This is a genomic window from Eoetvoesiella sp., assembly GCF_035555955.1.
In the GTDB taxonomy this organism is placed as follows: Bacteria; Pseudomonadota; Gammaproteobacteria; order Burkholderiales; family Burkholderiaceae_B; genus Eoetvoesia.
This window is the reverse complement of record NZ_DATMGA010000007.1, coordinates 1-23,360: the sequence shown is the minus strand read 5'-3', so window position 1 is coordinate 23,360 and position 23,360 is coordinate 1. Positions and strand designations below refer to the sequence as shown.

The 23,360-nt window shown below is 62.7% G+C and carries 21 protein-coding genes; 7 read left to right on the top strand and 14 right to left on the bottom strand.

Going from position 1 to position 23,360, the window contains the following annotated elements:
• Positions 1 to 16: 16 nt before the first annotated feature.
• Both VNT00_RS01135 and VNT00_RS01130 read right to left on the bottom strand, forming a co-directional pair.
• On the bottom strand, positions 17 to 232 hold the full coding sequence (locus VNT00_RS01135) for a DUF2783 domain-containing protein (RefSeq protein WP_325583643.1): 216 nt from the start codon (positions 230 to 232) through the stop codon (positions 17 to 19).
• A gap of 2 nt (positions 233 to 234) precedes the next feature.
• On the bottom strand, positions 235 to 1,968 hold the full coding sequence (locus VNT00_RS01130; RefSeq protein WP_325583642.1) for an FAD-dependent monooxygenase: 1,734 nt from the start codon (positions 1,966 to 1,968) through the stop codon (positions 235 to 237).
• A gap of 412 nt (positions 1,969 to 2,380) precedes the next feature.
• Here VNT00_RS01130 and VNT00_RS01125 point away from each other — a divergent pair, with 412 nt between their 5' ends.
• A complete protein-coding gene (locus VNT00_RS01125; protein ID WP_325583639.1) occupies positions 2,381 to 3,139 on the top strand; it encodes an IclR family transcriptional regulator in 759 nt (252 codons plus the stop codon).
• A gap of 84 nt (positions 3,140 to 3,223) precedes the next feature.
• Here the strand turns inward: VNT00_RS01125 and VNT00_RS01120 are convergent, their stop codons facing one another.
• Complete coding sequence (locus VNT00_RS01120) at positions 3,224 to 4,027, bottom strand: IclR family transcriptional regulator (protein WP_325583637.1); 804 nt, start codon at positions 4,025 to 4,027, stop codon at positions 3,224 to 3,226.
• A 176-nt stretch (positions 4,028 to 4,203) separates the two neighbouring features.
• On the opposite strand from VNT00_RS01120, the gene VNT00_RS01115 reads away from it, so the two are divergent.
• Positions 4,204 to 5,352: an ABC transporter substrate-binding protein gene (locus tag VNT00_RS01115; RefSeq protein ID WP_325583635.1), complete on the top strand. Its 1,149-nt coding sequence runs from the start codon at positions 4,204 to 4,206 to the stop codon at positions 5,350 to 5,352.
• 24 nt (positions 5,353 to 5,376) lie between these two features.
• Positions 5,377 to 5,940, top strand: coding sequence for a VOC family protein (locus tag VNT00_RS01110; RefSeq protein WP_325583633.1), 564 nt, complete (start codon positions 5,377 to 5,379; stop codon positions 5,938 to 5,940).
• A 93-nt stretch (positions 5,941 to 6,033) separates the two neighbouring features.
• Here the strand turns inward: VNT00_RS01110 and VNT00_RS01105 are convergent, their stop codons facing one another.
• The 10 genes from VNT00_RS01105 to VNT00_RS01060 all read right to left on the bottom strand — a co-directional run bounded on the left by VNT00_RS01105 (position 6,034) and on the right by VNT00_RS01060 (position 17,040).
• Positions 6,034 to 6,975, bottom strand: a complete 942-nt coding sequence (locus tag VNT00_RS01105) for a 3-hydroxyacyl-CoA dehydrogenase NAD-binding domain-containing protein (protein WP_325583631.1) — start codon at positions 6,973 to 6,975, stop codon at positions 6,034 to 6,036.
• Between the two features lie 25 nt (positions 6,976 to 7,000).
• A complete protein-coding gene (locus tag VNT00_RS01100; RefSeq protein WP_325583629.1) occupies positions 7,001 to 7,639 on the bottom strand; it encodes a carbonic anhydrase in 639 nt (212 codons plus the stop codon).
• 112 nt (positions 7,640 to 7,751) lie between these two features.
• Positions 7,752 to 8,471 carry an ABC transporter ATP-binding protein gene (locus VNT00_RS01095; protein WP_325583627.1) on the bottom strand — a complete coding sequence of 240 codons (720 nt, stop codon included), beginning with the start codon at positions 8,469 to 8,471 and terminating at the stop codon, positions 7,752 to 7,754.
• Entirely contained in the window at positions 8,468 to 10,246 is a 1,779-nt protein-coding gene (locus VNT00_RS01090; protein ID WP_325583625.1) for a branched-chain amino acid ABC transporter ATP-binding protein/permease, read from the bottom strand. Before VNT00_RS01090 ends, VNT00_RS01095 begins: the two co-directional genes overlap by 4 nt.
• Positions 10,243 to 11,295, bottom strand: coding sequence for a branched-chain amino acid ABC transporter permease (locus VNT00_RS01085; protein WP_325583623.1), 1,053 nt, complete (start codon positions 11,293 to 11,295; stop codon positions 10,243 to 10,245). Before VNT00_RS01085 ends, VNT00_RS01090 begins: the two co-directional genes overlap by 4 nt.
• Before the next feature lie 99 nt (positions 11,296 to 11,394).
• On the bottom strand, positions 11,395 to 12,576 hold the full coding sequence (locus VNT00_RS01080; RefSeq protein WP_325583620.1) for an ABC transporter substrate-binding protein: 1,182 nt from the start codon (positions 12,574 to 12,576) through the stop codon (positions 11,395 to 11,397).
• 86 nt (positions 12,577 to 12,662) lie between these two features.
• A complete protein-coding gene (locus tag VNT00_RS01075; RefSeq protein ID WP_325583618.1) occupies positions 12,663 to 13,454 on the bottom strand; it encodes an SRPBCC family protein in 792 nt (263 codons plus the stop codon).
• Entirely contained in the window at positions 13,444 to 13,923 is a 480-nt protein-coding gene (locus VNT00_RS01070; protein ID WP_325583616.1) for a (2Fe-2S)-binding protein, read from the bottom strand. The genes VNT00_RS01075 and VNT00_RS01070 overlap by 11 nt, the downstream gene beginning before the upstream one ends.
• The gene (locus VNT00_RS01065) at positions 13,920 to 14,804 is read right to left on the bottom strand and encodes an FAD binding domain-containing protein (RefSeq protein WP_325583614.1); all 885 of its coding nucleotides are present in this window, start codon (positions 14,802 to 14,804) and stop codon (positions 13,920 to 13,922) included. Before VNT00_RS01065 ends, VNT00_RS01070 begins: the two co-directional genes overlap by 4 nt.
• Positions 14,797 to 17,040 (bottom strand): xanthine dehydrogenase family protein molybdopterin-binding subunit, encoded by a 2,244-nt coding sequence (locus VNT00_RS01060; protein ID WP_414650860.1) that lies wholly within the window; start codon positions 17,038 to 17,040, stop codon positions 14,797 to 14,799. Before VNT00_RS01060 ends, VNT00_RS01065 begins: the two co-directional genes overlap by 8 nt.
• Positions 17,041 to 17,510: 470 nt before the next feature.
• On the opposite strand from VNT00_RS01060, the gene VNT00_RS01055 reads away from it, so the two are divergent.
• The 4 genes from VNT00_RS01055 (at position 17,511) to VNT00_RS01040 (ending at position 22,008) form a co-directional block, all read left to right on the top strand.
• A complete protein-coding gene (locus VNT00_RS01055; RefSeq protein ID WP_325583610.1) occupies positions 17,511 to 17,999 on the top strand; it encodes a MarR family winged helix-turn-helix transcriptional regulator in 489 nt (162 codons plus the stop codon).
• 267 nt (positions 18,000 to 18,266) lie between these two features.
• Positions 18,267 to 18,554, top strand: a complete 288-nt coding sequence (locus VNT00_RS01050) for a co-chaperone GroES (protein WP_325583608.1) — start codon at positions 18,267 to 18,269, stop codon at positions 18,552 to 18,554.
• 31 nt (positions 18,555 to 18,585) lie between these two features.
• On the top strand, positions 18,586 to 20,235 hold the full coding sequence (gene groL, locus VNT00_RS01045; RefSeq protein ID WP_325583606.1) for a chaperonin GroEL: 1,650 nt from the start codon (positions 18,586 to 18,588) through the stop codon (positions 20,233 to 20,235).
• Between the two features lie 219 nt (positions 20,236 to 20,454).
• Complete coding sequence (locus VNT00_RS01040) at positions 20,455 to 22,008, top strand: ATP-binding response regulator (protein ID WP_325583604.1); 1,554 nt, start codon at positions 20,455 to 20,457, stop codon at positions 22,006 to 22,008.
• Positions 22,009 to 22,069: 61 nt separating this feature from the next.
• Here the strand turns inward: VNT00_RS01040 and VNT00_RS01035 are convergent, their stop codons facing one another.
• The gene (locus VNT00_RS01035) at positions 22,070 to 23,194 is read right to left on the bottom strand and encodes a cobalamin-independent methionine synthase II family protein (RefSeq protein ID WP_325583602.1); all 1,125 of its coding nucleotides are present in this window, start codon (positions 23,192 to 23,194) and stop codon (positions 22,070 to 22,072) included.
• Positions 23,195 to 23,360: the final 166 nt, after the last annotated feature.

Genomic DNA, 23,360 nt, shown 5'->3' with positions numbered 1-23,360 from the left:
GTGATTTCCTTTGAGGTCAGATTAGGCGGGTACCGGCAGCCAGCTCGGTAACGGGTTCGTGCAGGCAATCCTGAATGAGCGCGGACACTCGCTCGGCATTGCCGAACTCATGGGCCAGGGACAGCACCAGCTTGGCCAGGAATACGCTTTCCTGTTCAGGGCCGGCGGCATCGATGGCCGTGGCCAGTTCGTCGTAGATGTTTTCCAGTTCTTCGAATCGCAAAGTGCTCATGATTATTTCCCCTCGTGTTCGTGGACCGGGCCGCCCACGGACAAGATGTGTGTAATGATGCGAGCCGCCCGCGCCGGGCTGCCGGGCTTCCAGCGGGAGGCCACATGCTGGTCGGGCCGCAGCACATAGACGGCGCCCCCTTCCGCGCCCCAAAGCGCCTGGGCGTTGCCCTGCCGATCGTTCAGGACGGCGTCGGCGCCCTCCGGCTGAACGCCATCGCTGCGGATGGACAGCAGGCGGACCTTCAGTCCTTGCTCGCGCAGGCTCAGCACGTCTTCGCGCGCCGCGTTCCACAGGCTTTCGTCGGCGCCGAACACCAGCACCTGGAAAGCAGGCTGAAAAGAATCAAGCAGGAACGGCGTGTTCGGGTCTTGCGTGTCGAGGCGGGCGTTGCGCGCCGGCGCGCCGGGACGCGGGCCGGCCTGGAACCGGACGTCGCTCTCGTCCACCACGGTCAGCGCGCTGCTTGCGTAATCGATGGGATGCGAGGTGCGCCAGTGCAGCAGGCCGCGCGGATATTCGTGATTCAACGACAGGGACAGCGCGGCCCGCTGCATGATGTGAAACCCGCGCGAAGGCGGCGCCATCATGCGTGTGCTGCGTCCTGCCTCGAAGCAGATTTCACGCGCATCGGCCACCCGTTCACTGGTGTAGGTGTCGAGCAGGCCCGCACTGGCCTGCCCGTGCACGATGGCCGCCAGCTTCCAGGCCAGGTTGATGGAATCCTGCACGCCGGTATTCAGGCCGCGCACGCCGAACACAGGCAGCAGATGCGCCGCGTCGCCGCAATACAGCACCCGCCCGTGGTTGTAGCTGGCCAGGGTCAGGCTGTTGGGCTTGTACAGCGTGATCCATTCGATCTTCCAGGGCAGATCCACGCCTATGTAGTCGAGCTGGCTTTGAATATGCGAGGCAATCCGTTCGGGATCCAGCGCTTCCTCGTCCGAGACGTCGTCGGGCACCCGGTAGTCCAGCCGCCACACGCCCAGCGGCGCCTTGTGCACCAGCGCGGCGTGGCCTGGAAGCCAGGGAGGGTCGAAGTAGCAGCGCCGGCCGGGCGGCTCGTCCAGGTCGATCAGGAAGTCGGCGATCAGGAAGCGGCTTTCATACGACACGCCCTCGAAGCGCAGGTTCTGCAGCTTGCGCACCGTGGAGCGGCCGCCGTCGCAGGCCGCCAGCCATTCGGTTTCGATCTGGTATTCGCCCTCGGGCGTGTCCAGCGTAAGCGTGACCGCGTCGGCCCCCTCTTCCATGCCCAGCAACTGGGTCTGGAAGCGCAGATCCACGCCCAGTTCGCGCGCCTTGTCGACCAGAAGCTTTTCGACGATGCACTGCGCCAGATTCGTCATCGGCGCGAACTTGTCGTCTTCGGTATAGGGGATGTCCAGATGATGGACGATACGGTTCTTGTAGTAGCTGTGCCCTTCATGCCAGACAATGGCCTGCTCCAGGAACTCGGGCGCCACGTCGGACTGCTCCATGATTTCCATGGTTCGCCGGGCCAGCGCCAGGGCCCGGCTGCCGCCGCCGACCTGGGCCTGTGATTCGATGAGTATGGGCTTGACGCCGTGCCGCGCCAGTTGGACGGCCAGCACCAGCCCTATGGGCCCGGCGCCGACGATGACCACCGGATGACGGACGGGCGGCTGGGCGCCCATGTCGGGCGGCCGCACAAACGGGAAGATCTCGTACGTGAAATAACCGGACGAATGCGGTTGCAGAGTGGGCTGATGCATGAGTCTCTTGCTCCTTTTTCTGGGGGACGGGATGCCGGCGCCTGGGATTCGGCGACGAGCCCGGTGCAAGGATTCAACCTTGCTGTAATTCGTATTACCTCAATATTTGATACTTTTATTTTTCTTGCCTGCTGCTGCTTTCCGGGAAGGCAAAGAGCCTTACCGGCTGTCGTGCTTGCCCCACAGATCCGACTCTCCCAAAGCCCTTGAAAATTCTGGTGAAAAAAGGGATTGACCATGCCCACGATCGGGCCGGGCCCAACAACCCGGGATAAGCACACGAACAGGCCGTTCGACGGATTGTGATCCAGAATCAAAAAAGTGTCAATAACTGATACTATAAGAAAAACCCCAACCTGAATCAGGCCGGCAAGACGCTCGGCCACCCGGAATTCCAGCTATGATTCCAGCCATGAGCAAATTCTCCCGCATGACCGACGTTCTCGATCTGTACTCAGAGGCCCACACCCTGCTGACGGCCGAAGACATTGCCGAGCGTTTGAATGTCTCGCGGCCCACCGCCTTCCGCTATGCGCGCGAATTGAGCCGAACAGGCTTCCTGGCCAATTATTCAGGGCGCTACGGGCTGGGCGCCCGCATCATTACCCTGGACTACCGCATCCGCGAATCCGACCCCGTGCTCAAGACCGCGCGCGACATCATGAAGGCGCTGACGGCCGAAACCGGCTGCGACGCCATCCTGTGCCGCATGTACAACGAAGAGATCATCAACGTGCACCACGAGAAGGGCTATCACGACAGCGGGGTCACCTTCGGCCGGGGGCGGCCCCTGCCGCTGTTCCACGGCTCGGCCTCCAAGGTCATGCTGGCCTGCCTGCCGCCCGCCCGCCTCAAGAAAATCTTCGACAAGCATCGGGACGACCCCGAGCTGCGGGAACTGGCCACGGACTGGCCGAGTTTCAAGGCCTACTTTGCCCGCATCCGGCAGCAAGGCCACTATGTATCGGACCAGGAGGTCGACAAGGGAACCGTGGGCATCGCCGCGCCGATCGCCGTGCCCGGCATCGGCGCCGTGGCGGTGATTTCCCTTACCCTGTCGGTCGAACGCCGGGCCCTGATCAACACCGAAGGGCTGGCCGCCATCGTCGCGCTGCGCGCGAACGAAGTGGCGCAAAAGCTGCACCACCTGGCCGACGACGAGGCACACTGACCGGCCAGGCCGTACCCCCGCCCCGACCATACCGCCGCAGGCGCGGCGGATCGGCCGATGCACCGAGGCAGGTGATGGCGGGCGCTAGCTTCCTTCCGGCTCCGCGGCGCAAGCCACGCCGGCCGACAGCTCTTCGATCCTCTTCGAGATCTGCTTGGCGCCCTGGGCCACCAGCTCGATCAGGGTCGACTGGCTCATCGAGGGCGGATTGTCGTTGCGCAAAATAAGCACCAGGCTGCTCAGGATTTCCTGCTTCTCGCCGAACACCGGGGCGGCGATGCCCGTTACCCCCGGCTGCAGTTGATCCTCGGAAACATAATAGCCCCGGCTGCGTATCTGCCGTATCTGCTTCAAGAAGGCGCGCCAGTCTTCCCCAATAGCCAGGGCATCCGGCGCGATGGCCGGATCCTTGAGGGCCGACTCGTACAGGCGCTTGAGCTTGCGGATGTCCATGTAGGCCAGAAGAATATGCGCTTGCGCTCCCCGGAAAATAGGCATGCGCTGCCCCTTTTTGTACGCCACGTCGATCGGATGCTTGCCGGTTACGTGCATGACGTTCACCAGGGCCTGGTCATAGACATTGCACAGCAGGACGTTGCAGCCGGTGAACCCCGCCAGCCCCTCCATCAAGTCGCGCCCCGCCTGGAGTATCGGGTCGTACGACTGGAACAAATATTCCAGTTCGATGATTTTCGGCCCGAGCCGATAGCTGCCGGAGGTGCGCGACAGCAGGCCGGCCTGGGTCAGGTCGCTCATGTAGCGGTATGCCGAAGCGGTGCTGATGTCCAGCATGGCCGATATTTCTTCGATCGTGATCAACGATTTGCGCTCGCTGAATGCGCCAAGGATGGCGACTACCCGGCTGATGACCGATGGTGCTTTAGGCATGACAACAAAAACTCCGTAATCGACGTGGGAGACAGGAGAAAGCCAAAGATCGGATTAAACCTGCAAATATTTCAAATAAATTTTTTATTGACATGAAATAAATGCCAATATAAATTTATTTCGCAATAGTTAATAAAAATGCTTTTTCTAAAAAACTCTATCCAGGAGACAGACGGATGAAATACCTCAAACATTTGGCTATCGGTGTTCTGGCTTTGGGCATATACGGACAAGCCCAGGCCGATATTAACGTAGGCGTGGTGCTGTCCTTGACCGGGCCATATGCCTCCATCGGCATTCCCGAGCGCAACACCGTGCAGCTATGGCCCAAGGAAATCGCCGGCCAGAAACTGAACGTCACCATACTCGACGACGCTTCCGACCCCACGACCGCAACCCTGGTGGCGCGCAAGTTCGTCACGGAAAACAAGGTCGATTTTATCGCCGGCCCGTCGGGCACCCCGTGTTCGCTGGCGGTCCTGCAGGTCGCCAGCGAATCCCGCACGCCCATGGTCGCCATGGCGGGCGGCGGCGCCATTGTGACGCCGATGGATGCGGCGCGCAAATGGGCTTTCAAGACGCCTCCCTCCGAAGCCATCCAGCTCCAGGTCGCTTTCGACAAGATGAAGAAAAGCGGGCAGAAACGGCTTGGCATCGTCGCGGTCAACTCCGCCTACGGACAGACTTTCGTCGATGTCGCGAAAGTCACCGCGCCGAAGTCGGGACTCGAAATCACCGATATCGAGCGCTACGGCAGCACGGACACCAGTTTCGTATCGCAGGCTCTGAAGATGCTGGCCAGCAAACCGGACGCCATCCTCATCGTGGCGCCGGGTACTCCGGCCGCCATGCCCCAGCTGGCGCTGGTGCATCGCGGATTCAAGGGCTCGTTCTTCCAGACGCAGGCGGCCGCCAACAAGGACTACCTGCGGGTCGGCGGCAAGGCCCTGGAAGGCACGTTCATGCCGGCCTCCCCCCTGCTGGTGGCGGAACAATTGCCCAGCAGCAACCCCATCAAGAAAGTCGCCACCGAATACGTCGATCTTTATGAAAAGAAATTCGGCCCCGAAACCCGCTCGCTGGCCGGCGGCGTCGCCTGGAGCGCCCTTCTGCTGCTGGAAAACGCCGTGCCCAAGGCCTTGAAAACCGCCCAGCCCGGCACGCCGGAGTTCAGGACGGCGCTGCGCGACGCCATAGAACAGACCACCGACCTGGTCACGCCCGAAGGCGTCTACAACATGTCGCCTGAAAACCATAACGGCGCCGACCAGCGCAGCCAGGTTCTGGTTACCATCAAGAACGGCCAATGGCGTTATGCTAATTGACCGCCAACCCCGGAAGGAAAGAAGATGAAGCCACCATTTACCGTCAAGGGACTGCACCATTACGCATTCCGGTGCCGGGACGCCGAGGAAACGCGCCATTTCTACGAGGACCTGCTGGGGCTGCCCCTGGTGCACGTCATCAAGGCCGACCACGTCCCCAGCACGGGCGAATACTGCCCCTACGTGCATATATTCTTTGAGATGGCGGACGGATCCTGCATTGCCTTCTTCGACCTGGGCGACGACCAGAAGGCGCTGCCCTCGCCCAATACGCCGTCCTGGGTGAACCACATCGCCATGCAGGTCGATACCGTGGAAGAAATCGAGGCCGCCATCAAGCGCCTGAGCGATGCCGGCTACGAAGTCCTGGGCGTCACGGATCACGACTTCGTCAAGTCGATGTATGTCTTCGATCCGAACGGCCTGCGCTTCGAGCTGACGACACCCACCGGCTCCGCCGCTTATATGGCGGATGCGCGGGCCAATGCGCATCGCCTTTGCCAGGAATGGACCGAGCGCAAACGGCAATTGGCTTCACAAAAGCCAAATGCCCGACGGCCCGCGGGCGGCGAGGGCCAGTCCGCCTAGAAGCGTGGGCGGTAGAAACAGTCCGAGCTGCAACAAAAATGGGAGCCCGAGGTCATTCGGGCTCCCATTTTTTTGGCCTGCTGTTTTTGCGGGCTATGGAATTTGCGTCGCCTTGCTCTTGGCGGCAAGCAGCTCCACCAGCAGCTCGTCGCGCTGGGCAAGCGTCCGGGCGAAGTCGTAGCCCTTGAGCTCCTCGTCCACGCCCTTGGCGATGGGTGCAATGTAGTCGTCGGTTTCCGGATAGGCGCCCAGGTCCCTGGCCCATTCGCGCTGCGCGGGACCGATGTGCTCGAGTACATGGGTGATGCCGCCAGGGCCGCCGGACGCATGCAGGTTCAGGAAGGGCCCGAGCAGAGCCCAGCGCAGGCCGGGCCCATAGGAGATGGCGGTGTCGATGTCTTCCACCGTGGCCACGCCGCGCTCGACCAGGGAAATTGCCTCGCGCCATAATGCCACCTGCAGGCGGTTGGCGATGTGGCCCACGACTTCCTTGCCGACACGTATGGGCTTCTTGCCGACGCTTGCGTAAAACCGCATGGCCTTGTCCACGTTTTCCGGCGAAGCGTGAGCACCGCCGCCGACCTCGACCAGAGGAATCAGATGAGGCGGATTGAACGGATGGCCCAGCACGATGCGCTCCGGGTGCCTGGCGCCCGCCTGAATGTCGCTGACCTTCAGGCCCGAGGTGGACGACGCGATGATCGCATCGACGGGCGCTGCCGCTTCCATGGTGGCCAGCATGGCATGCTTGACGTCCAGGCGCTCGGGGCCGTTTTCCTGGATGAAGGCGGCCCCTTTCACCGCTTCGGCCAGGTCGGCGGTGAACGACAGATTGTCCTTGGAGGCGCCCGGCGCCAGGCCGAGCTTTTCCAGCGCGGGCCAGTAGGCATCCACCCAGCCGCGCAAGCGCCCCTCGGCGCCCTCGCCGGGATCGGTCGCCACGACCTTGAAGCCGTTGGCCAGGAAAAGCGCCGCCCAGCTTGCTCCGATGACGCCAGCGCCGACTACGGCGATCTTGCTATGGGTGTCCAGCATGATTCGACAGCTCCTGTTTGTTTTTTCAGCCTTCGGTACACGGTTCGAACCGCCCGGTATCCGGATCGAGCACGAACAGCACGCCGGTCGCCACGCCGAAATAAGCGCCGTGCAGCGTCAGCCGCCCGTCCTGCACCCGCTGGCGCACAGCGGGAAAGGTAAGCAGGTTGGACATGCTGTGTTCGACCACCGCCCACTCCAGGCGGCGGATCCAGCCCGCGCGGTCGTCGCCCACCGGCCCCAGGCGCTCGGCCACCGGGGCGATCTGCGACATCCATTTGCCGATGAAATCGGGCTTGGTCAGCGGCGGCGCCTTGTCGGCGAACGCCTTGACGCCTCCGCAGCTTGCATGGCCCATGACCACGATATGCTTGACTTCGAGCGCGTTCACGCCGAACTCGATGGCCGCGCTGGTGCCGTGATAAGAACCTTCCGTATCAGATTCGCAAGGAGGAACCAGATTGGCGATGTTGCGCACCACGAACATCTCGCCGGGGCCGGCGTCGAAAATAGTCTCGGGCGCGACGCGGGAGTCCCCACAACCGATGAGCATGATTTCCGGATGCTGGCCTTTTTCGGCCAGTTCTTCGTAGCGCTCGCGCTCTTGCGCGAGCCGCCCATTGAGAAACGATTTATAGCCGTCGGCCAGTCGTTGTGGAAACATTATGTGGTACGCCCCTCTCTGTGAAATTCCCCCGATTTTACCCTCACGGCCTCCACATCAACCACCGGGCCCTGGAAAAACACAGCAACAAACACTCTTGATCGGCAGACCCTCAAGCGCCGCCAAGATAGGCATGCCGCACCCGGTCGTCGTTGATCAGCTGTTCGGCGGGACCGCCGAGCGTGATCCGTCCGCCCTCGAGCACATGGCCTTCGGAGGACACCTTGAGCGCCGCCCTGGCGTTCTGCTCGACCAGCAGGACCGACAGGCCGCTATGGCGCAGATGCCCGATTTCGGTCAGGATCTCCTGCACGATCAGCGGCGCCAACCCCAGGCTGGGCTCGTCGAGCATCAACAAGCGGGGCCGGCTCATCATCGCGCGGCCCAGGGCCAGCATCTGGCGTTCGCCGCCCGACAGCGTATCGGCGCGCTGGGCGCGCCGTTCGGCCAGGCGTGGAAAGCGCGCATAGGCTTCCTCCAGCGCGCGCTTGAGCTCGGCCGAAGAAAGCTTGCGAACATAGCCGCCCAGGACAAGGTTGTCCAGCACCGACATGTCGCCGAACAGCTCGCGCTGCTCGGGCACCAGGCAAAGCCCCATGTCCAGACGCGTTTCCGTGTCCATGCGGGTGACGTCCACGCCATCGAACAGAACCTGGCCCTTGACGGCGGGCAGCAGGCCCATCAGCGTGCCGAGCAGCGTCGTCTTGCCGGCGCCGTTGGGTCCGATGACCGAACTGATGTGGCCCTCTTCAAGCGAAAACGACACGCCGCGCACCGCTTCGACCTGGCCATAGGCCACGTGCAGATCATTGACTTCCAGCAAGGCGCTCATTCGTCGCTCCCAAGATAGGCGGCCTGCACCTGGGGATCGGCGCGCACCTCGGCGGGCTTGCCCTCGGCAATCTTGCCCCCGAAACTCATGACGACCAGACGATCGACCAGATTCATGACGAACTCCATATCGTGTTCCACGATCAATACCGTCACGCCCTCGGAGCGCAAAGTGTCCAGCAGCTTGGCCAAAGCCTGTTTCTCGAGCAGACGCAGGCCGGCGGCCGGCTCGTCCAGCATGATCAGCAAAGGATCCGACGCCAGAGACCGGGCGATCTCGACCAGGCGCTGGGTACCCAGGGCCAGGCTCCCGGCCAGCTCGTAGGCCTGGTCGGCCAGGCCTACGCGTTCCAGCTGGCGCATGGCTTCGGCCATGATGCGCGCCTCTTCTTCGCGGTTCAGGCGCAACCCGCCGCGCCACAGGCCGCAGCGGCCGCGCGCATGGGCGCCCAGCGCGACGTTGTCGAGCACGGTCATCGCCGGGCGCAGCTTGACGTGCTGGAAGGTGCGCGCCACGCCACGCAAGGCAATCTGGCGCTGGGTCAGGCCGGCGGTCGGCTCGCCCATGAACCGCACCGCCCCTTCGGTAAGCGGCAGCGTGCCGGTCAGCAGATTGAACATCGTGGACTTCCCGGCTCCGTTCGGGCCGATGAGTCCAAGGATTTCTCCCGCGCGCAATTCGAAACTGACACCGTTGACAGCAACCAGGCCGCCAAAGCGCTTGACCGCGTTCTGGACATTGAGCACGGGTACGCCGCGCTCGGGCATTTTCCGCATCGACAGCGGCGGCGCATCGGGCAGCGTTTCACGGCGCCGGCGCAGCAGGCGCGACACCAGACGGTTCAACGGCCGGCCGATGCCGCCGGGCAGGCGCTCGAGGATGATGAGGAACAGCACCGAAAAGACCAGCGCATTGACCTGCGCCCCACGGCTGCTGATGTAGGGCAGCACATCCTGCAGGATGTTGTTGAGGCCGATGTACAGCGTCGAGCCCAGCAGGGCGCTGGCCAGTTGCGTCATGCCGCCCACCACCATCATGAAGACATAGTCGACGCTGGCATGCAGGGAAAACGGCGTGGCGCTGACAAAGCGGTTGGCGTGGGCGAACAGCCAGCCCGCCACGGAGGCGTAGGCCGACGCCATCACGAACAAAGTCAGCCGCAGGCGGAATGCGTCGGCGCCAAAGCTGGCCATCAGCACCTTGCCGCCGCGCAAGGCGCGTATGCTGCGCCCGGTGCGCGAACGCAGCAGGTTCCAGGCGAACCAGCCGCCGCCGCCCACCATCAACCATATAAGTATGAAGATGCTGCCGCTCTGGTCCAGCTCCCAGCCGCCGATGCGGATGGCCGGGATGCCGTCGATGCCGGTGTGGCTGCCGAGCGCGGGCAGGTTGGCGAAAAGAATGGGCACCGACAAGCCCCAGGCAATCGTGCTGAGGGCCAGATAATCGCCGCCCAGCCGCATGGTGATGGCGCCGACGATCCAAGCGCTGCCGCAGGTAAGCACCAGGCCAAGCACCAGGCCCATCCAGGGCGAGCCGCCCTGCGTCGTGGTGTACCAGGCCGTGCTGTAGGCGGCGATGCCCACGAACGCCGCCTGGCCGAAGGACAGCGCGCCGCCGATACCGGAAACCAGCACCAGGCCCAGCACCACCAGGGCCGCAATGCCTATGTCGTTCAGCAGCGAGACTTCGAACTTGCCCAGCACCTGGGGCACAATGAAAATCAGCAGTAATGCAATCAGCGGAATGCCCGCTCTTTTGATGAACGGACTCATACGTCACCTTCTTCTTCATTGTCATCGCGTTGCGGGACCAGGCCCGAACGTATGACCAGGATCGGAATCAGCAGGCCGAACACGATGGCGTCCTTGAGCCCGCTGTTCCAGAACGAGGCAAAACTTTCCGACACGCCGACAAGCAGCGCCCCCAGCGCCGTCAGGGGGTAGCTGCTCATCCCGCCGATGATGACGGCCACGAAAGCCTTGAGCGTGAGCATCAGGCCACTGTCGTAATAAATCGTCGCGACCGGGGAAATCAGCACGCCGACGATACCCGCCAGCAGAGCGGCGATGATATGCGCAACCGTGGCGGTAAAGGCGGGGCGGATGCCGACCAGCCTGGCGCCGACCGGATTGGACGCGGTGGCGTGCAGGACCTTGCCGGTATGGGTGCGCTGCAAAATAATATAGAACACCAGCGCCAGGCCGAACGCCACGGCAATGGTCAGCAAGGTCTGGTTGTTCACGATCAGATTCGATGTAAGTGCCGTCGTTCCCGGTATCGACGCATGCGTGCGCAGTCCTTCGGGCCCAAACCACAACAGGCCCAGGCCGGACAACACAAAGTCCAGAACCAGGGCGACAATCAGCAGCGCCAGGACGGAGGCCTTGGCCACCGGACGCAGGGCAACGCGCTCGATCAGCGGCCCAAGCGGGATCACAACCAGGATGGCGGCTGCCACCTTGATGATTTCCGACTCCTGGCTTGTGGCCCAGGCGGCCAGGCCGCAGGGCACGAACGGCAGCACCACCCAATAGAACAGCACACGCGGCAGGCGATGCCAGGCCCTGCTGCGCCAAAGGCCCGCAAGCTCCATGAGCAGCGCCACCACCACGAAAAAGCCGACGAGCTCGATGGCGGCCGGCAGTTGCCCCTGCTCCATGGCGCCCAGGCTCAGCGCCGCGAACACGGCCACGCTGCCGAACGACACGAAGATGACCCGCGTGACCGAGAAGATAAGCGCCAGACCCAATCCTATGATCAGGTAGATGGCGGATCCCGCCAGGCCGTCGGCCAGCAGAATCATTGCAATATTGGAATCCATCGAGGATGAGCTCTGGTAGAGGGTTGACTATGCAAGGAAATCAATCCCGCCCGCGCGAACCCTTGCGGGCCGGCGGGCGGGACCAGAAACGGGATGCCGTTAGTGCACCAACTTCCACTTGCCCTTTTCAAGCTTGGCAATGACGATCGAGCTCTTGTCCTCGCCAAAGGAGCTGGCCGGCGTAAAGGTGTATTTCCCTTGCGTCGTGACCAGACCCTTGGTGTTGTTGATGGCGTCGCGCAAGGCATCGCGGAAGGCTTGCGTGCCGGGCTTCACGTCGGCGGGGATGCGCGCTATCGCCTTGGCGACGACCTCCCAGGCATCGAACGCATACGAAGAAAACACATCGTAAGGCTTGGCGCCGTTGTTGGCGGCTTCATAAGCCTTTGCGTATTCGTGGATGATTTTCTTGCTGGGGTTGCTGTCGGGCAGTTGGTCGCCCAGCAACACCACGCCGGTCGGCACGATCAGGCCTTCGCCCGCGGCACCCACCAGTTTCACGAACTCGGGGCTGAGCAAGGCGTGCGTGCCGTAGATGGCGCCCTTGTAGCCGCGCTCGGCCAGGCCGAGGTAGGGCAAGGCGCCGGGGGTTCCGGCTCCGCCGCCCAACACGGCATCGGGCTTGGCGGCCATGACCTTGAGCACCTGCGCGGCCACGGAGTTATCGGCGCGGGCATAGCGTTCGTTGGCCACGATCTTTATGCCGGCTGCTTCCCCGTATTTTTTCAGGGCGCCGTAGGCGGCGTCGCCCCAGGCGTCGGAGAACCCGATATAGCCCACGGTCTTCACGCCGTTGCGCTTCATTTCGTCGACGACGGCGCCCACCATGGTATAGCCCGACTGGGCAACCGTATGGACCCACTTGGCTTCCTCGGGCTTGAGATTGATGGGCGTGAAGGACACCATAGGCGTCTTGCCTTCGGCCGCCACCGTGGCCATCGCCATGGCGCCCGGCACGCCGCCGGTACCGATCAGCACGTCGACTTTGTCCTGGTCGATCAGCTTGCGGGCATTGCGCGTGGTCAGCGACGGATTCGACGCGTCATCCAGTTGAATGACTTCCAGCTTGCGGCCATTGACCACGTCTTCATACTTGACGGCGGCATTCAAGCCCTTGACGGTGCTCATGCCTTGCGCCGCGATGGGGCCGGAAAGCGGCAGGATGATGCCCACCTTGACGACGTCGGCCGCTTGCGCGCCGGCGCTGGCGCCCAGAACACCGGCGGCGAACAGGGCGCACGCCACTTGCCGGGTCAAACCATTTTTCTTAAAACGAAACATAAGTATCTCCTCCAGTCCAAAAAAAGCAGCTTTGGTTTTAACTTCTTACAGCCATTGCCTCGTTGTCATCGAAGCGTCGATACGCTTCAGCGTCCCAGCAACTCTTTGAGCCATGCCTGGCATTGATCCGCGGCATCCACAGGCCACTCCACCGCCACGGTGCGATCCAGCTGGCGGATTTCCACGCGGATATGGCCGGATGACGACACGCTCGGCGCGGAGACCCGGCTGCCGCCGAGCAGACGAGCGAGCCATCCTTTCGCCTCCCCCTGCTGCGCGGCCTGAGGCGCCGCGCCAGCCTGAACCGTTGCGGGCCCTGCAGGCTCCACGACGGCAGCGGCGGCCGGGGCAGTCGCGGCCTCGCCAGGCTGCGGGGCTGCGGGTGACGAAGGCTGTGCAGCCTCGGCGCCCGGCTGCGCGTCCGCGGCTTCGCCGCCATCGATGCGCCGCGCCAGGTTCGCGCCGAACTCGTCCCACATGCGGTCGGCCTTGGTCTTCATGACGGAAAGCCCGAAAGTGCCCAGCCGTCCGAGGACGTCGACATTCACCTTGATGCGCAATTCAGTGCCGCCATCGGCCGTGGAAGTCAGGAAGATCTCGCTGGACTGCTTCAGCGAACTCGCCACGGAGGCGTCCTCGCCGGTTCCTTCGGCGCGCAGGTATTCGGGTTCGCGCTGCTCGACGATATGGGTGTGCAGCTTGAACTTGGCGCTGATGAAGGAAATCTTCACCTTCATCAGCGCCACGTATTCCGTCGGGCTGATGACGTCGATGGACTGCATGCCGGGTACGGCGCCCGTCATCACATGCGGGTCCATCAGCAATTCCCATACGCGCTCACGAGGAGCGGCGACCGTCAACTTCTTTTCAATTTCCATGGTTCATTTCTGCAGCGGCGTGCTGGATTGATTCAACGATTTGCGTGTACCCCGTGCAACGGCACAGATTGCCCGCAAGGCCTCTTTGAATCTCGTGCACAGTGGGGTTGGGATTATGGGCAAGCAGGTCGGCCGAGGCCATCATCATGCCGGGGGTGCAATAGCCGCACTGCAGGCCGCCGCACTCCATGAAGCTTTTCTGAAGCGGATGCAAGGCATCGCCCTGCGCCAGCCCCTCGACGGTGGTAACGGCGCGGCCGTTGACCTGAACGGCGAGCATCAGGCAGGACTTGACCACCTCGCCGTCGAGCAGCACCGAGCAGGCCCCGCAAATAGCCGTTTCGCAACCACGCTTGGTGCCCGTCAGGTGGAGATCGTCGCGCAGGAAGTCGGCCAGCAGGCGGCCGGCCGGCACGTCCAGGCTGCAGGGTTCGCCGTTGACGGTACAGTTGACTCGATGCGTACTCACGCTGGCACTCCTTCATCGATGGAAAGTTCAAATAGCTCGCAGACGGCGCGGCGAACCACCGCCCGGACCATTGCCCGCCGGTATTCCTCGCTGCCCCGCGAGTCGGACATGACTTGTATGTCCTGGACCACGATATCCGCCACCTCGGCGGCGACCGCCGGCGTCACGTCGCGGCCGGCCAGACAGGCCTCGGCACGCGGAACGCGGGTCGGCACCGGGGTGGATGCCCCCACGGCCAGCCGTGCCATCGAGCAACTCGCGCCGCTGCGCGCGGCGACCAGCGCCACGCTTACCAGCGGCCGGTGTTCGGCGGCGGTACGCAGGAAACGGCTGTACACCCCGGCCGCGCCCGCCGGCAGCGGCGGTACGCGCACTTCCAGCAAGAGCTCGTCGGACTCGAGGGCGTTTTCAAAGAAGTCCACCAGGAATTCGCTCAAGGGCATCGTGCGCTCGCCGCGCGTGCTGCCCAGCACCACACTGGCGTCCAGGGCCAGCAGGCAGCTCGGGGGATCGGTGGACGGATCGCCATAGCACAGGTTGCCGCCCAAAGTGCCCTGGTTGCGAACCTGGGGGTTCGCCACTTGGCCGGCCATGGCGGCCAGCACCGGATAATGCTGCCGGACCAGGCTCGACGACGCAATATCCGCATGGCGCTCGAGCGCCCCGATACGCAGCCCCCTGGCCGGGTCGTAGTCGATGCCGCGCAGGCGGTCGATCCTGGCCAGGGACACCAGATGCTCCGGGCGCAGCATGCGCTGGCGCAGGGTCAGGATCAGCGCCGTGCCGCCGGCGATCAGCCGCACCTCTTCGTCCTCGAGTTCGGCCAGCAAGCGGCTGGCTTCTTCGACCGAGGTGGGTTCCAGATAATTGAAATCACGCATTTGCCGCTCCTTGCTGCTCTTTTTTGGCCTGCAACGCCGCCAGCACCCGCTCGGGCGTAATCGGCAAGTCGCGGATACGCACGCCGACCGCGTCGTATACCGCATTCGCAATGGCCGGCGCGGCCATCAGGATGGCCGTTTCACTCGATGCCTTGGCTCCGTACGGACCGATCGGATCATTGGTTTCCACGAAATCGGCATGCAGCAGGGGAACCGATTCGGCCGTCGCCATCGTGTAGTCGGCGAAATTGCCGTTGGCGATGCGCCCGTCTTCCAGCTTCAGTTGTTCGTACAGCGCCCAGCCCATTGCCTGCACGCAGCCGCCGTTCGCCTGCCCGTGCACGGCGGTGGGGTTGAGCGCCTTGCCCAGGTCGTCCGAAAGATAGCTGCCCAGCACCGTGACCTGCCCCGTCTCGGTATCGACCTCGACCTCCACGGTCTGCGCCGCGAACGAATGCGTCGGCGCGCAGTTTCCATACAGATCGGAATCCGGCTCTTCGGTGGGAGGATCCCAGGTTTCCGTCACCTGGAAGCCTTCGCCGCCATGGCGCCAGATATGGGCCCGCGCCAGCTCGTCCAGGCCCAGCCTGCGATCGGTGCCGCGCACCTGCACGCCGCCGCCGTCGGCCAGTTCCAGGCTGCCCGGGTCCGCCTGCAGCAGATCTTCGGCCAGCACCAGCAGCTTGGCGCGCGCCGAGCGACAGGCCTTGATGGCGGCGTTGCCCGCCGACATGGTCACGCGGGATGCAAACGAGCCCAGGGCGTAGGGCGCGCTATCCGTATCGGGAGGCATGAGGCGCACTTGCGACAGGGGTACTTTGAATTCATTGGCGATGATCTGGGTGAGCATGGTCATCGCGCCCTGGCCCATGTCGCATTCGCCGCACTGCGCCACGATGCCGCCGTCCTCGTTCAGCTTGATGGCGACCGTCGAGCCGTCCCAGTTGCCCATCGTGCGATTGCCGCAAACATGCATGGCGGCGGCCAGGCCCAGGCCGCGCCGGCGCACGCCGGTACCCCGAGGCGCCGCGCGCTTCGCGGCCCAGTCCACGGCTGCCGTGGCATTGGCCACGCACTGCTTGAACCCGGTGCTGCGTATCTTCCAGCCATGCACAGTGGTGTCGCCCGCGCCAATGGCGTTGCGCTCGTAAATTGCGGCGGGATCCAGGCCAAGCTCGCGCGCCATGGAGTCGATGTGGCTGTTCAATGCAAACAGCATCTGCGAACCACCGAACCCGCGGAATGCGCCGTGAGGAGGCGTATTGGTATAGACCAGTTCGGCGTCGCAGCGCACGTTGGCGTTGCGGAACATATTGTCGCTGCGCATGGACGACACATGCATGACCTCGCCGGCCAGGCCGGCATAGGCGCCGCAATCGGCGACGATGCGTACATCCTTGGCGACGATGATGCCTTCGCGCGTCATGCCCAGCTTGAGCGTGATGCGCTCGGGAACGCTGGTACAGCACGACAGGAAGTCTTCCAGCCGGTTGTTCAGGAGACGCACCGGGCGCCGGGTGCGCAGGGCCAGCAGGCCAGCCACCAGTTGGTTGTCGTCCTCGACGATCTTGCCGCCGAAGCCGCCGCCGGTGGTCTGCTGCGAAACGCGCACCGACGAAATAGGTAATTCAAGGGCCTTGGCGATTCGGGCACGCGCCAGCGACACGGTCTGGGTCGACGTCCAGACATGCAGCCGGTCATCGGCCTCGAGCGAGGCGACCGACACCATGGGCTCCAGATAGCCAGGATATTGCGAAGAAGTGGTGTAAGTGGCTTCGTACACCAGATCCGCCTTGGCGAAGGCGGCATCCACGTCGCCCCGATGAAAACGGATCTCGTGGGCGACATTGTCCTTGCGGCCCGGATGCACGGTGGGCGCCTCGGGGTCCATGGCTTCATCGGTGGTCAGCAGTGCGGGCAGCTCTTCGTATTCGACACGGATCAGATCCAGCGCATCGCGGGCTATGTCTTCGGAAATGGCTGCGACGGCAACCACTTCCTCGCCCGCGAAGCGAACCACCTTCTTCGCCAGAATGTAGCGATCCTTGACCGGCCCTCCACCCCAAAGCGTATTGGGCGCGTCATCGCCGGTAAGCACCGCCCTCACGCCCGGCAAGGCCAGCGCGGCCGACGTATCGATGCTGACGATGCGGGCGTGCGCGTAGGGGCTGCGCAAAATCGCGCCGTGCAACATGCCGGGCACCTTCAGGTCTCCGGCATACTTCGCCCGGCCCATCACCTTGGCCTGGTGATTGACCTGCGGAATTCCCTTGCCAATCGTGGAATGCCGCGACGTCAGGTCGTCGACCTGGGGCAGATCTTCGATGAGATCGACCGTTGCAGAGTCTTTCATGGCTACATCGCCTTCCAAATGATTCATATATGAAACAAAGTTTTAATATTCTGTTATTTTGGACTTATCAATTTGAGGAATCAACAAATAATTCCACCTATTGACACGCGCAAAACATTTTGATAAATCATAATAAGAATATGCCGGGACTACATTTTGCAGGCTTCGGATAGCCCGATAATTTTTGATTCCTCAAAATTTTGTTCTTGATTCAGGTGCGGACGCAGCGCAAAATCCTGTTTATTATGACTTATCAAATTGATAAGTCATAATAACACCTATCAATCGCTTCGCGTTCCATTTTCCACCCCCGCCCGGAGACAATCGGGCCATAAAAAATATCAAAGCTGGCCGTGAAAACACATCAATCAACCCGCCGCCGTTGGGAGCATATCGAGCCAGACGGCTCCAACCTCACCGTCGAGGATTTTCTTTCCGTCCCCATAGTCAGGATCGCGGCGCACCTCAAGCGTTTTCCCTCCACCTATGCCGGCCAGGCGGACCTGACCCTGCCCCAGTGGCGCCTGCTTTCCGTGGTGGCCCACCATCGCTCGATCGCCCTCAAGCAACTGGCTGAAGTCTCGGCCAGCGACAAGGCGATGGTCAGCCGCACGGTCAAGGAACTGATCCAGCGCGAACTCGTCTACACCACCTCCATGAATGCCGGCGACCGTTCGCTGGTCTGCAAGATCACGCCCAAGGGCGCCAGGATGGTGGGCGAAATCATCCCCAAGGCCTGCGCCAAGCACGCGGAACTGCTGCTCACGCTCACCCCCCGGGACCGGGTGCGCTTGTACGACATCCTGCAAAAGCTGCAGGGCGTCTGCGCGGAAATGGACTGATCCGGCATGCAAAGAGCCGAAGCCCGGCCAGACAAGGCCTGAACGCGCAAAAAGGGAATTCCAGCCGCTGCCGGCCGCCCACCTCCCAGCCGTTGCAGGCCGCCGTGGACGTGGTATCCGCCCGTAGCACTAAAAATGTAACAACCCTACTGGCAGTACTTGAAGAATTCCACATCGCCCCTATAATTAGCACTCGAAGGGGCAGAGTGCTAACAGCCAGTCCCCACGGTTAATGTTGACCAATTTTTTTGATACAGGAGTTCCTTCATGGCACTGCGTCCTTTGCACGATCGCGTGATCGTCAAACGTCTGGACAACGAGCGTACCACCGCTTCGGGTATTGTTATTCCTGAAAGCGCCGCTGAAAAGCCCGATCAAGGCGAAGTCATCGCTGTCGGTCCTGGCAAAAAGACCGAAGACGGCAAAATCCTGCCTGTTGACGTGAAAGCTGGCGACAAGGTTCTGTTCGGCAAATACGCCGGCCAGGCCGTGAAAGTCGATGGCGAAGAACTGCTCGTCATCCGCGAGGAAGAAATCCTCGCCGTCATTCAGTAATTTACAACCGAATTAAGCAAGGAATACAAGAATGGCTGCTAAGCAAGTACTATTCGGCGACGACGCGCGCACCCGCATCGTCCGCGGCGTGAACACCCTGGCCAACGCCGTCAAGACCACCCTGGGCCCCAAGGGCCGCAACGTTGTGCTCGAACGCTCGTTCGGCGCCCCCACCGTCACCAAGGACGGCGTCTCGGTTGCCAAGGAAATCGAACTGAAGGACAAGTTCGAAAACATCGGCGCCCAACTGGTCAAGGAAGTTGCCTCCAAGACCTCCGACAACGCTGGCGACGGCACCACCACCGCCACCGTTCTGGCTCAAGCCATCGTCGAAGAAGGCCTCAAGTACGTGGCCGCCGGCATCAACCCCATGGATCTGAAGCGCGGCATCGACAAGGCTGTCTCCGTCGGCATCGAAGAGCTCAAGAAAATCTCCAAGCCCTGCACCACCAGCAAGGAAATCGCCCAGGTCGGCTCCATTTCGGCCAACAGCGACTCCTCCATCGGCGAAATCATCGCCAACGCCATGGACAAGGTCGGCAAGGAAGGCGTCATTACCGTTGAAGACGGCAAGTCGCTGGAAAACGAACTGGACGTCGTCGAAGGCATGCAGTTCGACCGCGGCTACCTCTCGCCCTACTTCATCAACAACCAGGACAAGCAGGTTTCCGTGCTGGACGATCCCTACGTTCTGATTTTCGACAAGAAGATCAGCAACATCCGCGATCTGCTGCCCGTACTGGAACAAGTTGCCAAGTCCAGCCGTCCTCTGCTCATCGTGGCTGAAGACGTCGAAGGCGAAGCGCTGGCCACTTTGGTCGTGAACAACATCCGCGGCATCCTCAAGACCACCGCCGTCAAGGCTCCCGGCTTCGGCGACCGTCGCAAGGCCATGCTCGAAGATATCGCCATCCTCACCGGCGGCACGGTCATCTCCGAAGAAACCGGCGGTTCGCTTGAAAAAGCCACGCTCGAAGAGCTCGGCCAGGCCAAGCGCATCGAAGTCGGCAAGGAAAACACCATCATCATCGACGGCGCCGGCGACGGCAAGTCGATCGAAGCGCGCGTCAAGCAAATCCGCGTCCAGATCGAAGAAGCCACGTCCGACTACGACCGTGAAAAACTGCAAGAGCGCGTGGCCAAGCTGGCCGGCGGCGTTGCCGTGATTCGCGTCGGTGCTGCCACCGAAGTCGAAATGAAGGAAAAGAAGGCTCGCGTCGAAGACGCTCTGCACGCTACCCGCGCCGCGGTCGAAGAAGGTATCGTTCCTGGCGGCGGCGTTGCGCTCATCCGCGCCAAGGCTGCCATTGCCAAGGTCAAGGGCGACAACATCGACCAGGAAGCCGGCATCAAGCTGGTCCTGCGCGCTGTCGAAGCTCCGCTGCGCACCATCGTGGCCAACGCCGGCGCCGAGCCCAGCGTTGTCGTGAACGAAGTCGCCAACGGCAAGGGTAACTACGGTTACAACGCAGCCAGCGGCGAGTACGGCGACCTGGTCGAGCAAGGCGTCCTGGATCCCACCAAGGTTACCCGCACCGCGCTGCAAAACGCGGCTTCGGTTGCCAGCCTGCTGCTCACGACGGAAGCCGCTGTGGCCGAAATCGTCGAGGACAAGCCGGCCGCCGGCGGCATGCCCGACATGGGCGGTATGGGTGGCATGGGCGGTATGGGCGGCTTCTAAGCCACCTTGCTTCGCCGACTGGCGCAGGCTCCGGCCGGCGCCGGTCACCCAAGGTACGGCAAGCCCCCGCGGGCTTGAACAGCACCCCAAAAGCAGGATTGCGATCCAGCCTTTTGGGGTGTTTTTCATGGCGCGCCGATTTGCATATTTTTCGTGGTCCGTATTAATTTGTCATATTATTTCCGGAATGTTCCACGATAAATCGCCTTAGGGGGTTCCATGAGCAGCGACAACCATCCAGACATCGGCAGCGCCGAACAAGCGCGCCAGCTGCTCGAAACAGCCCCCATTTCCGTCGTCATCGTGACGGATGAAGGCGAATATCTATACCGTAATCCGGCGCACAACGCCATCTACCGCTACGACGCGGCCCAGATGCCGCAACGCAGCCGGGATCTATGGGTGGATCCCGAAGACCGCCGGCGCATGCTGGATATTTTCCGCGAGACCGGCGAGCTCAAGGATGCCGAAGTGCAGCACCGCCGCCTCGACGGCACGACGTTCTGGGGCCTGCTGACCTACCAGCGCCTCACCTACGCGGGGCAGCCTGCGCTGGCGGGCTGGATCTACGACATCACCACCATCAAGATGGCCGAACAGGCCATGGACGAAGCACGGCAGGCCGCCGAACTGGCCAACAAAACCAAATCCGAATTCCTGGCCAATATGAGCCATGAATTGCGCACGCCCTTGAACGCCATCATCGGCTACGCGCAAATCCTGCAGGAAGACGCCGAAGACGACGGACAGGACCAGTATGTGTCGGACCTGAACAAGATAGAAAGCGCGGGCAAGCACCTGCTAAGCCTGATCAACGGCATTCTCGACCTGTCCAAGATCGAAGCCGGGCGCATGGAGGTGTTTCTCGAGCCGGTGGAAATCGCCCGCCTGGCCGACGAGGTGCGTACCCTGACCGAGCCTCTGGCCGCCACCAACGACAACGTGGTCGAGATCATCGTCGACGGCGAGATCGGCACCGTCGAAACCGACTTCACCAAGCTCAAGCAATCACTGCTGAACCTGGTCAGCAATGCCTGCAAATTCACCAAGAACGGCCGTGTGACGCTGAGCATTGCGATGGCGTCCGACGAGGAAACCCCGTCCCTGGTCATTCGCGTCAAGGACACCGGCATCGGCATGACGCCCGAGCAGCAGGCCAAGCTGTTCCAGCCATTCACGCAGGCCGATTCTTCGACCACCCGGCAATACGGCGGTACCGGCCTGGGCCTGGCGATTACCCGCCGGCTATGCGAACTGCTGGGCGGCACGGTGGACGTATCGTCCACGCCGGGCGAAGGCAGCTGCTTCACCCTCGTCCTGCCCCTGCGCCAACCCATACCCGCCGCCAAAGCCGCGCATTCCACGCCGCACGGCCCTTCCGGCGCCACCACCCTGCTGCTCATCGACGACGATCCGCATGTGCACGAAGTCATGGGCGCCATGCTGGCGCGCGAAGGCTATCGGGTCGAGCATGTTTCCTCGGGCCTGAATGCGCTCGAGACCGTCCGGAACCTGAACCCCGCCGCCATTCTGCTGGACGTGATGATGCCGCAGGTGGACGGTTGGGCGGTGCTGGCCGCGCTGAAGAAAGACTCGGAGCTATCGGGCATTCCCGTCATCATTGTCTCGATGCTGGACGATCGTCCGCTGGGCCTTTCCCTGGGCGCCGCTGAGTTCCTGACCAAACCGATAGACAGAAAAGTCCTGACGGAAACGGTAAAGCGCCATGCCGGCCCGGCCCACAGCCACAAAACCGGGGCCGGGGGTTCATGACACCGGATCCGGCCAGCCGCGTCGCGCGAAGCGGCACGGCTGATTCTCATGCCTGGGACGCTTACGCCTGGGAGGCCCGTTCAGCGCCGTCCCGCAACGCGGCAAGCTTCATCCAGGTGACGGCCGGATCGATCTTGCCGTAGTTGGCAAAGGTGCCGAAACCGCAGTCGGTGCTGGCCAGCACCCGGTCCTTGCCCATGAACGCCACGTAGCGCTCGAGCCGCTGGCGAATCAGCTCGGGGTGTTCAACATAGTTCGAGCAGCTGTCGATGAGGCCGGGGGCCAGAATCTTGTTGTCCGCCAGCTTGGCGTCGCGCCAGATTTCCCACTCGTGCTCGTGGCGGGGGTTGGCCGCCTCGAACAGAATGGTCGACGGCCTGGCGGCCAGGATGGGGTCGATGACCTTCTCCAGTGCTATGTCGCAATGGTGCGGGCCTTCGTAGTTTCCCCAGCAGACGTGCATGCGCAGCTTTTCCGAAGGGATGTTGCGGGTGGCCGCATTGAGCGCCTCGACGTTCTGCCAGGCGCGCGCGGTGAACTCCGCTTCGCTGAGGCTCTGGAAACCCGTGTGGGCAGCCATCGCCAGGTCGGGGCAATCGAGCTGCAGGTCGAAGCCTGCCGCCACGATGGCCTCGTACTCGGGCCGCATTGCGTCGATGAGATCGGCCAGGTAGGCCTCGTGCGAAGCGTAATGCTTGTTCGGCTGGAACGCGGTGACCAGGCCGGGCGATGCGGCGTTCATGAAGGCGCGGCGGCCCTGGCCGTGCCGCTCGACGGCCGACTTGAAGCGGCGGATGTCGGCGCGGCAGGGTTCCAGAGTGCGCAGCTTGACCGGCCCGATGCAGGCGGCGCGCACGAATTCCTGGGATCCCATGATGGCGGCCAGTTTTTTTCGCAGGTCGGGGAAATCGGCCAGGTCCTTGGCCGGCGTGCGGTCGATGTGGCCGCCGAAACCCTCGAGCCGTTCGGTTATGTAGGTGGCGTAGCCGACCTTGCCGAGCTCGCCGTCGCTCATGATGCCGACGCCGGCCTCAACCTGTTTCTGCACGGCATGGTCGATGGCCGCCTGGACGACCTGCTCGAAATGTTCGGCGTCGACCTCCTGGCCGTGATCGCGCGCAAGCAGCAACTGCGCCAGTTCGTCGCCGCGTGGAAGACTGCCGACATGGGTGGTCAGAATAGACATCGCGTTCCTTTTCATGAGAAGGCACTTTGCGTGCCATTGGGGTGCGGCTGTCCAGGCAAAGGCCGGCAAGCCGCGCATACAGGGCACTAGTTTATCCAACTTCCAGTAGCCTGTTCGCTTTGCCGGAGGGGATTTTTTGCCGCCGGGCCGCCCCAAGGCAAAAAGC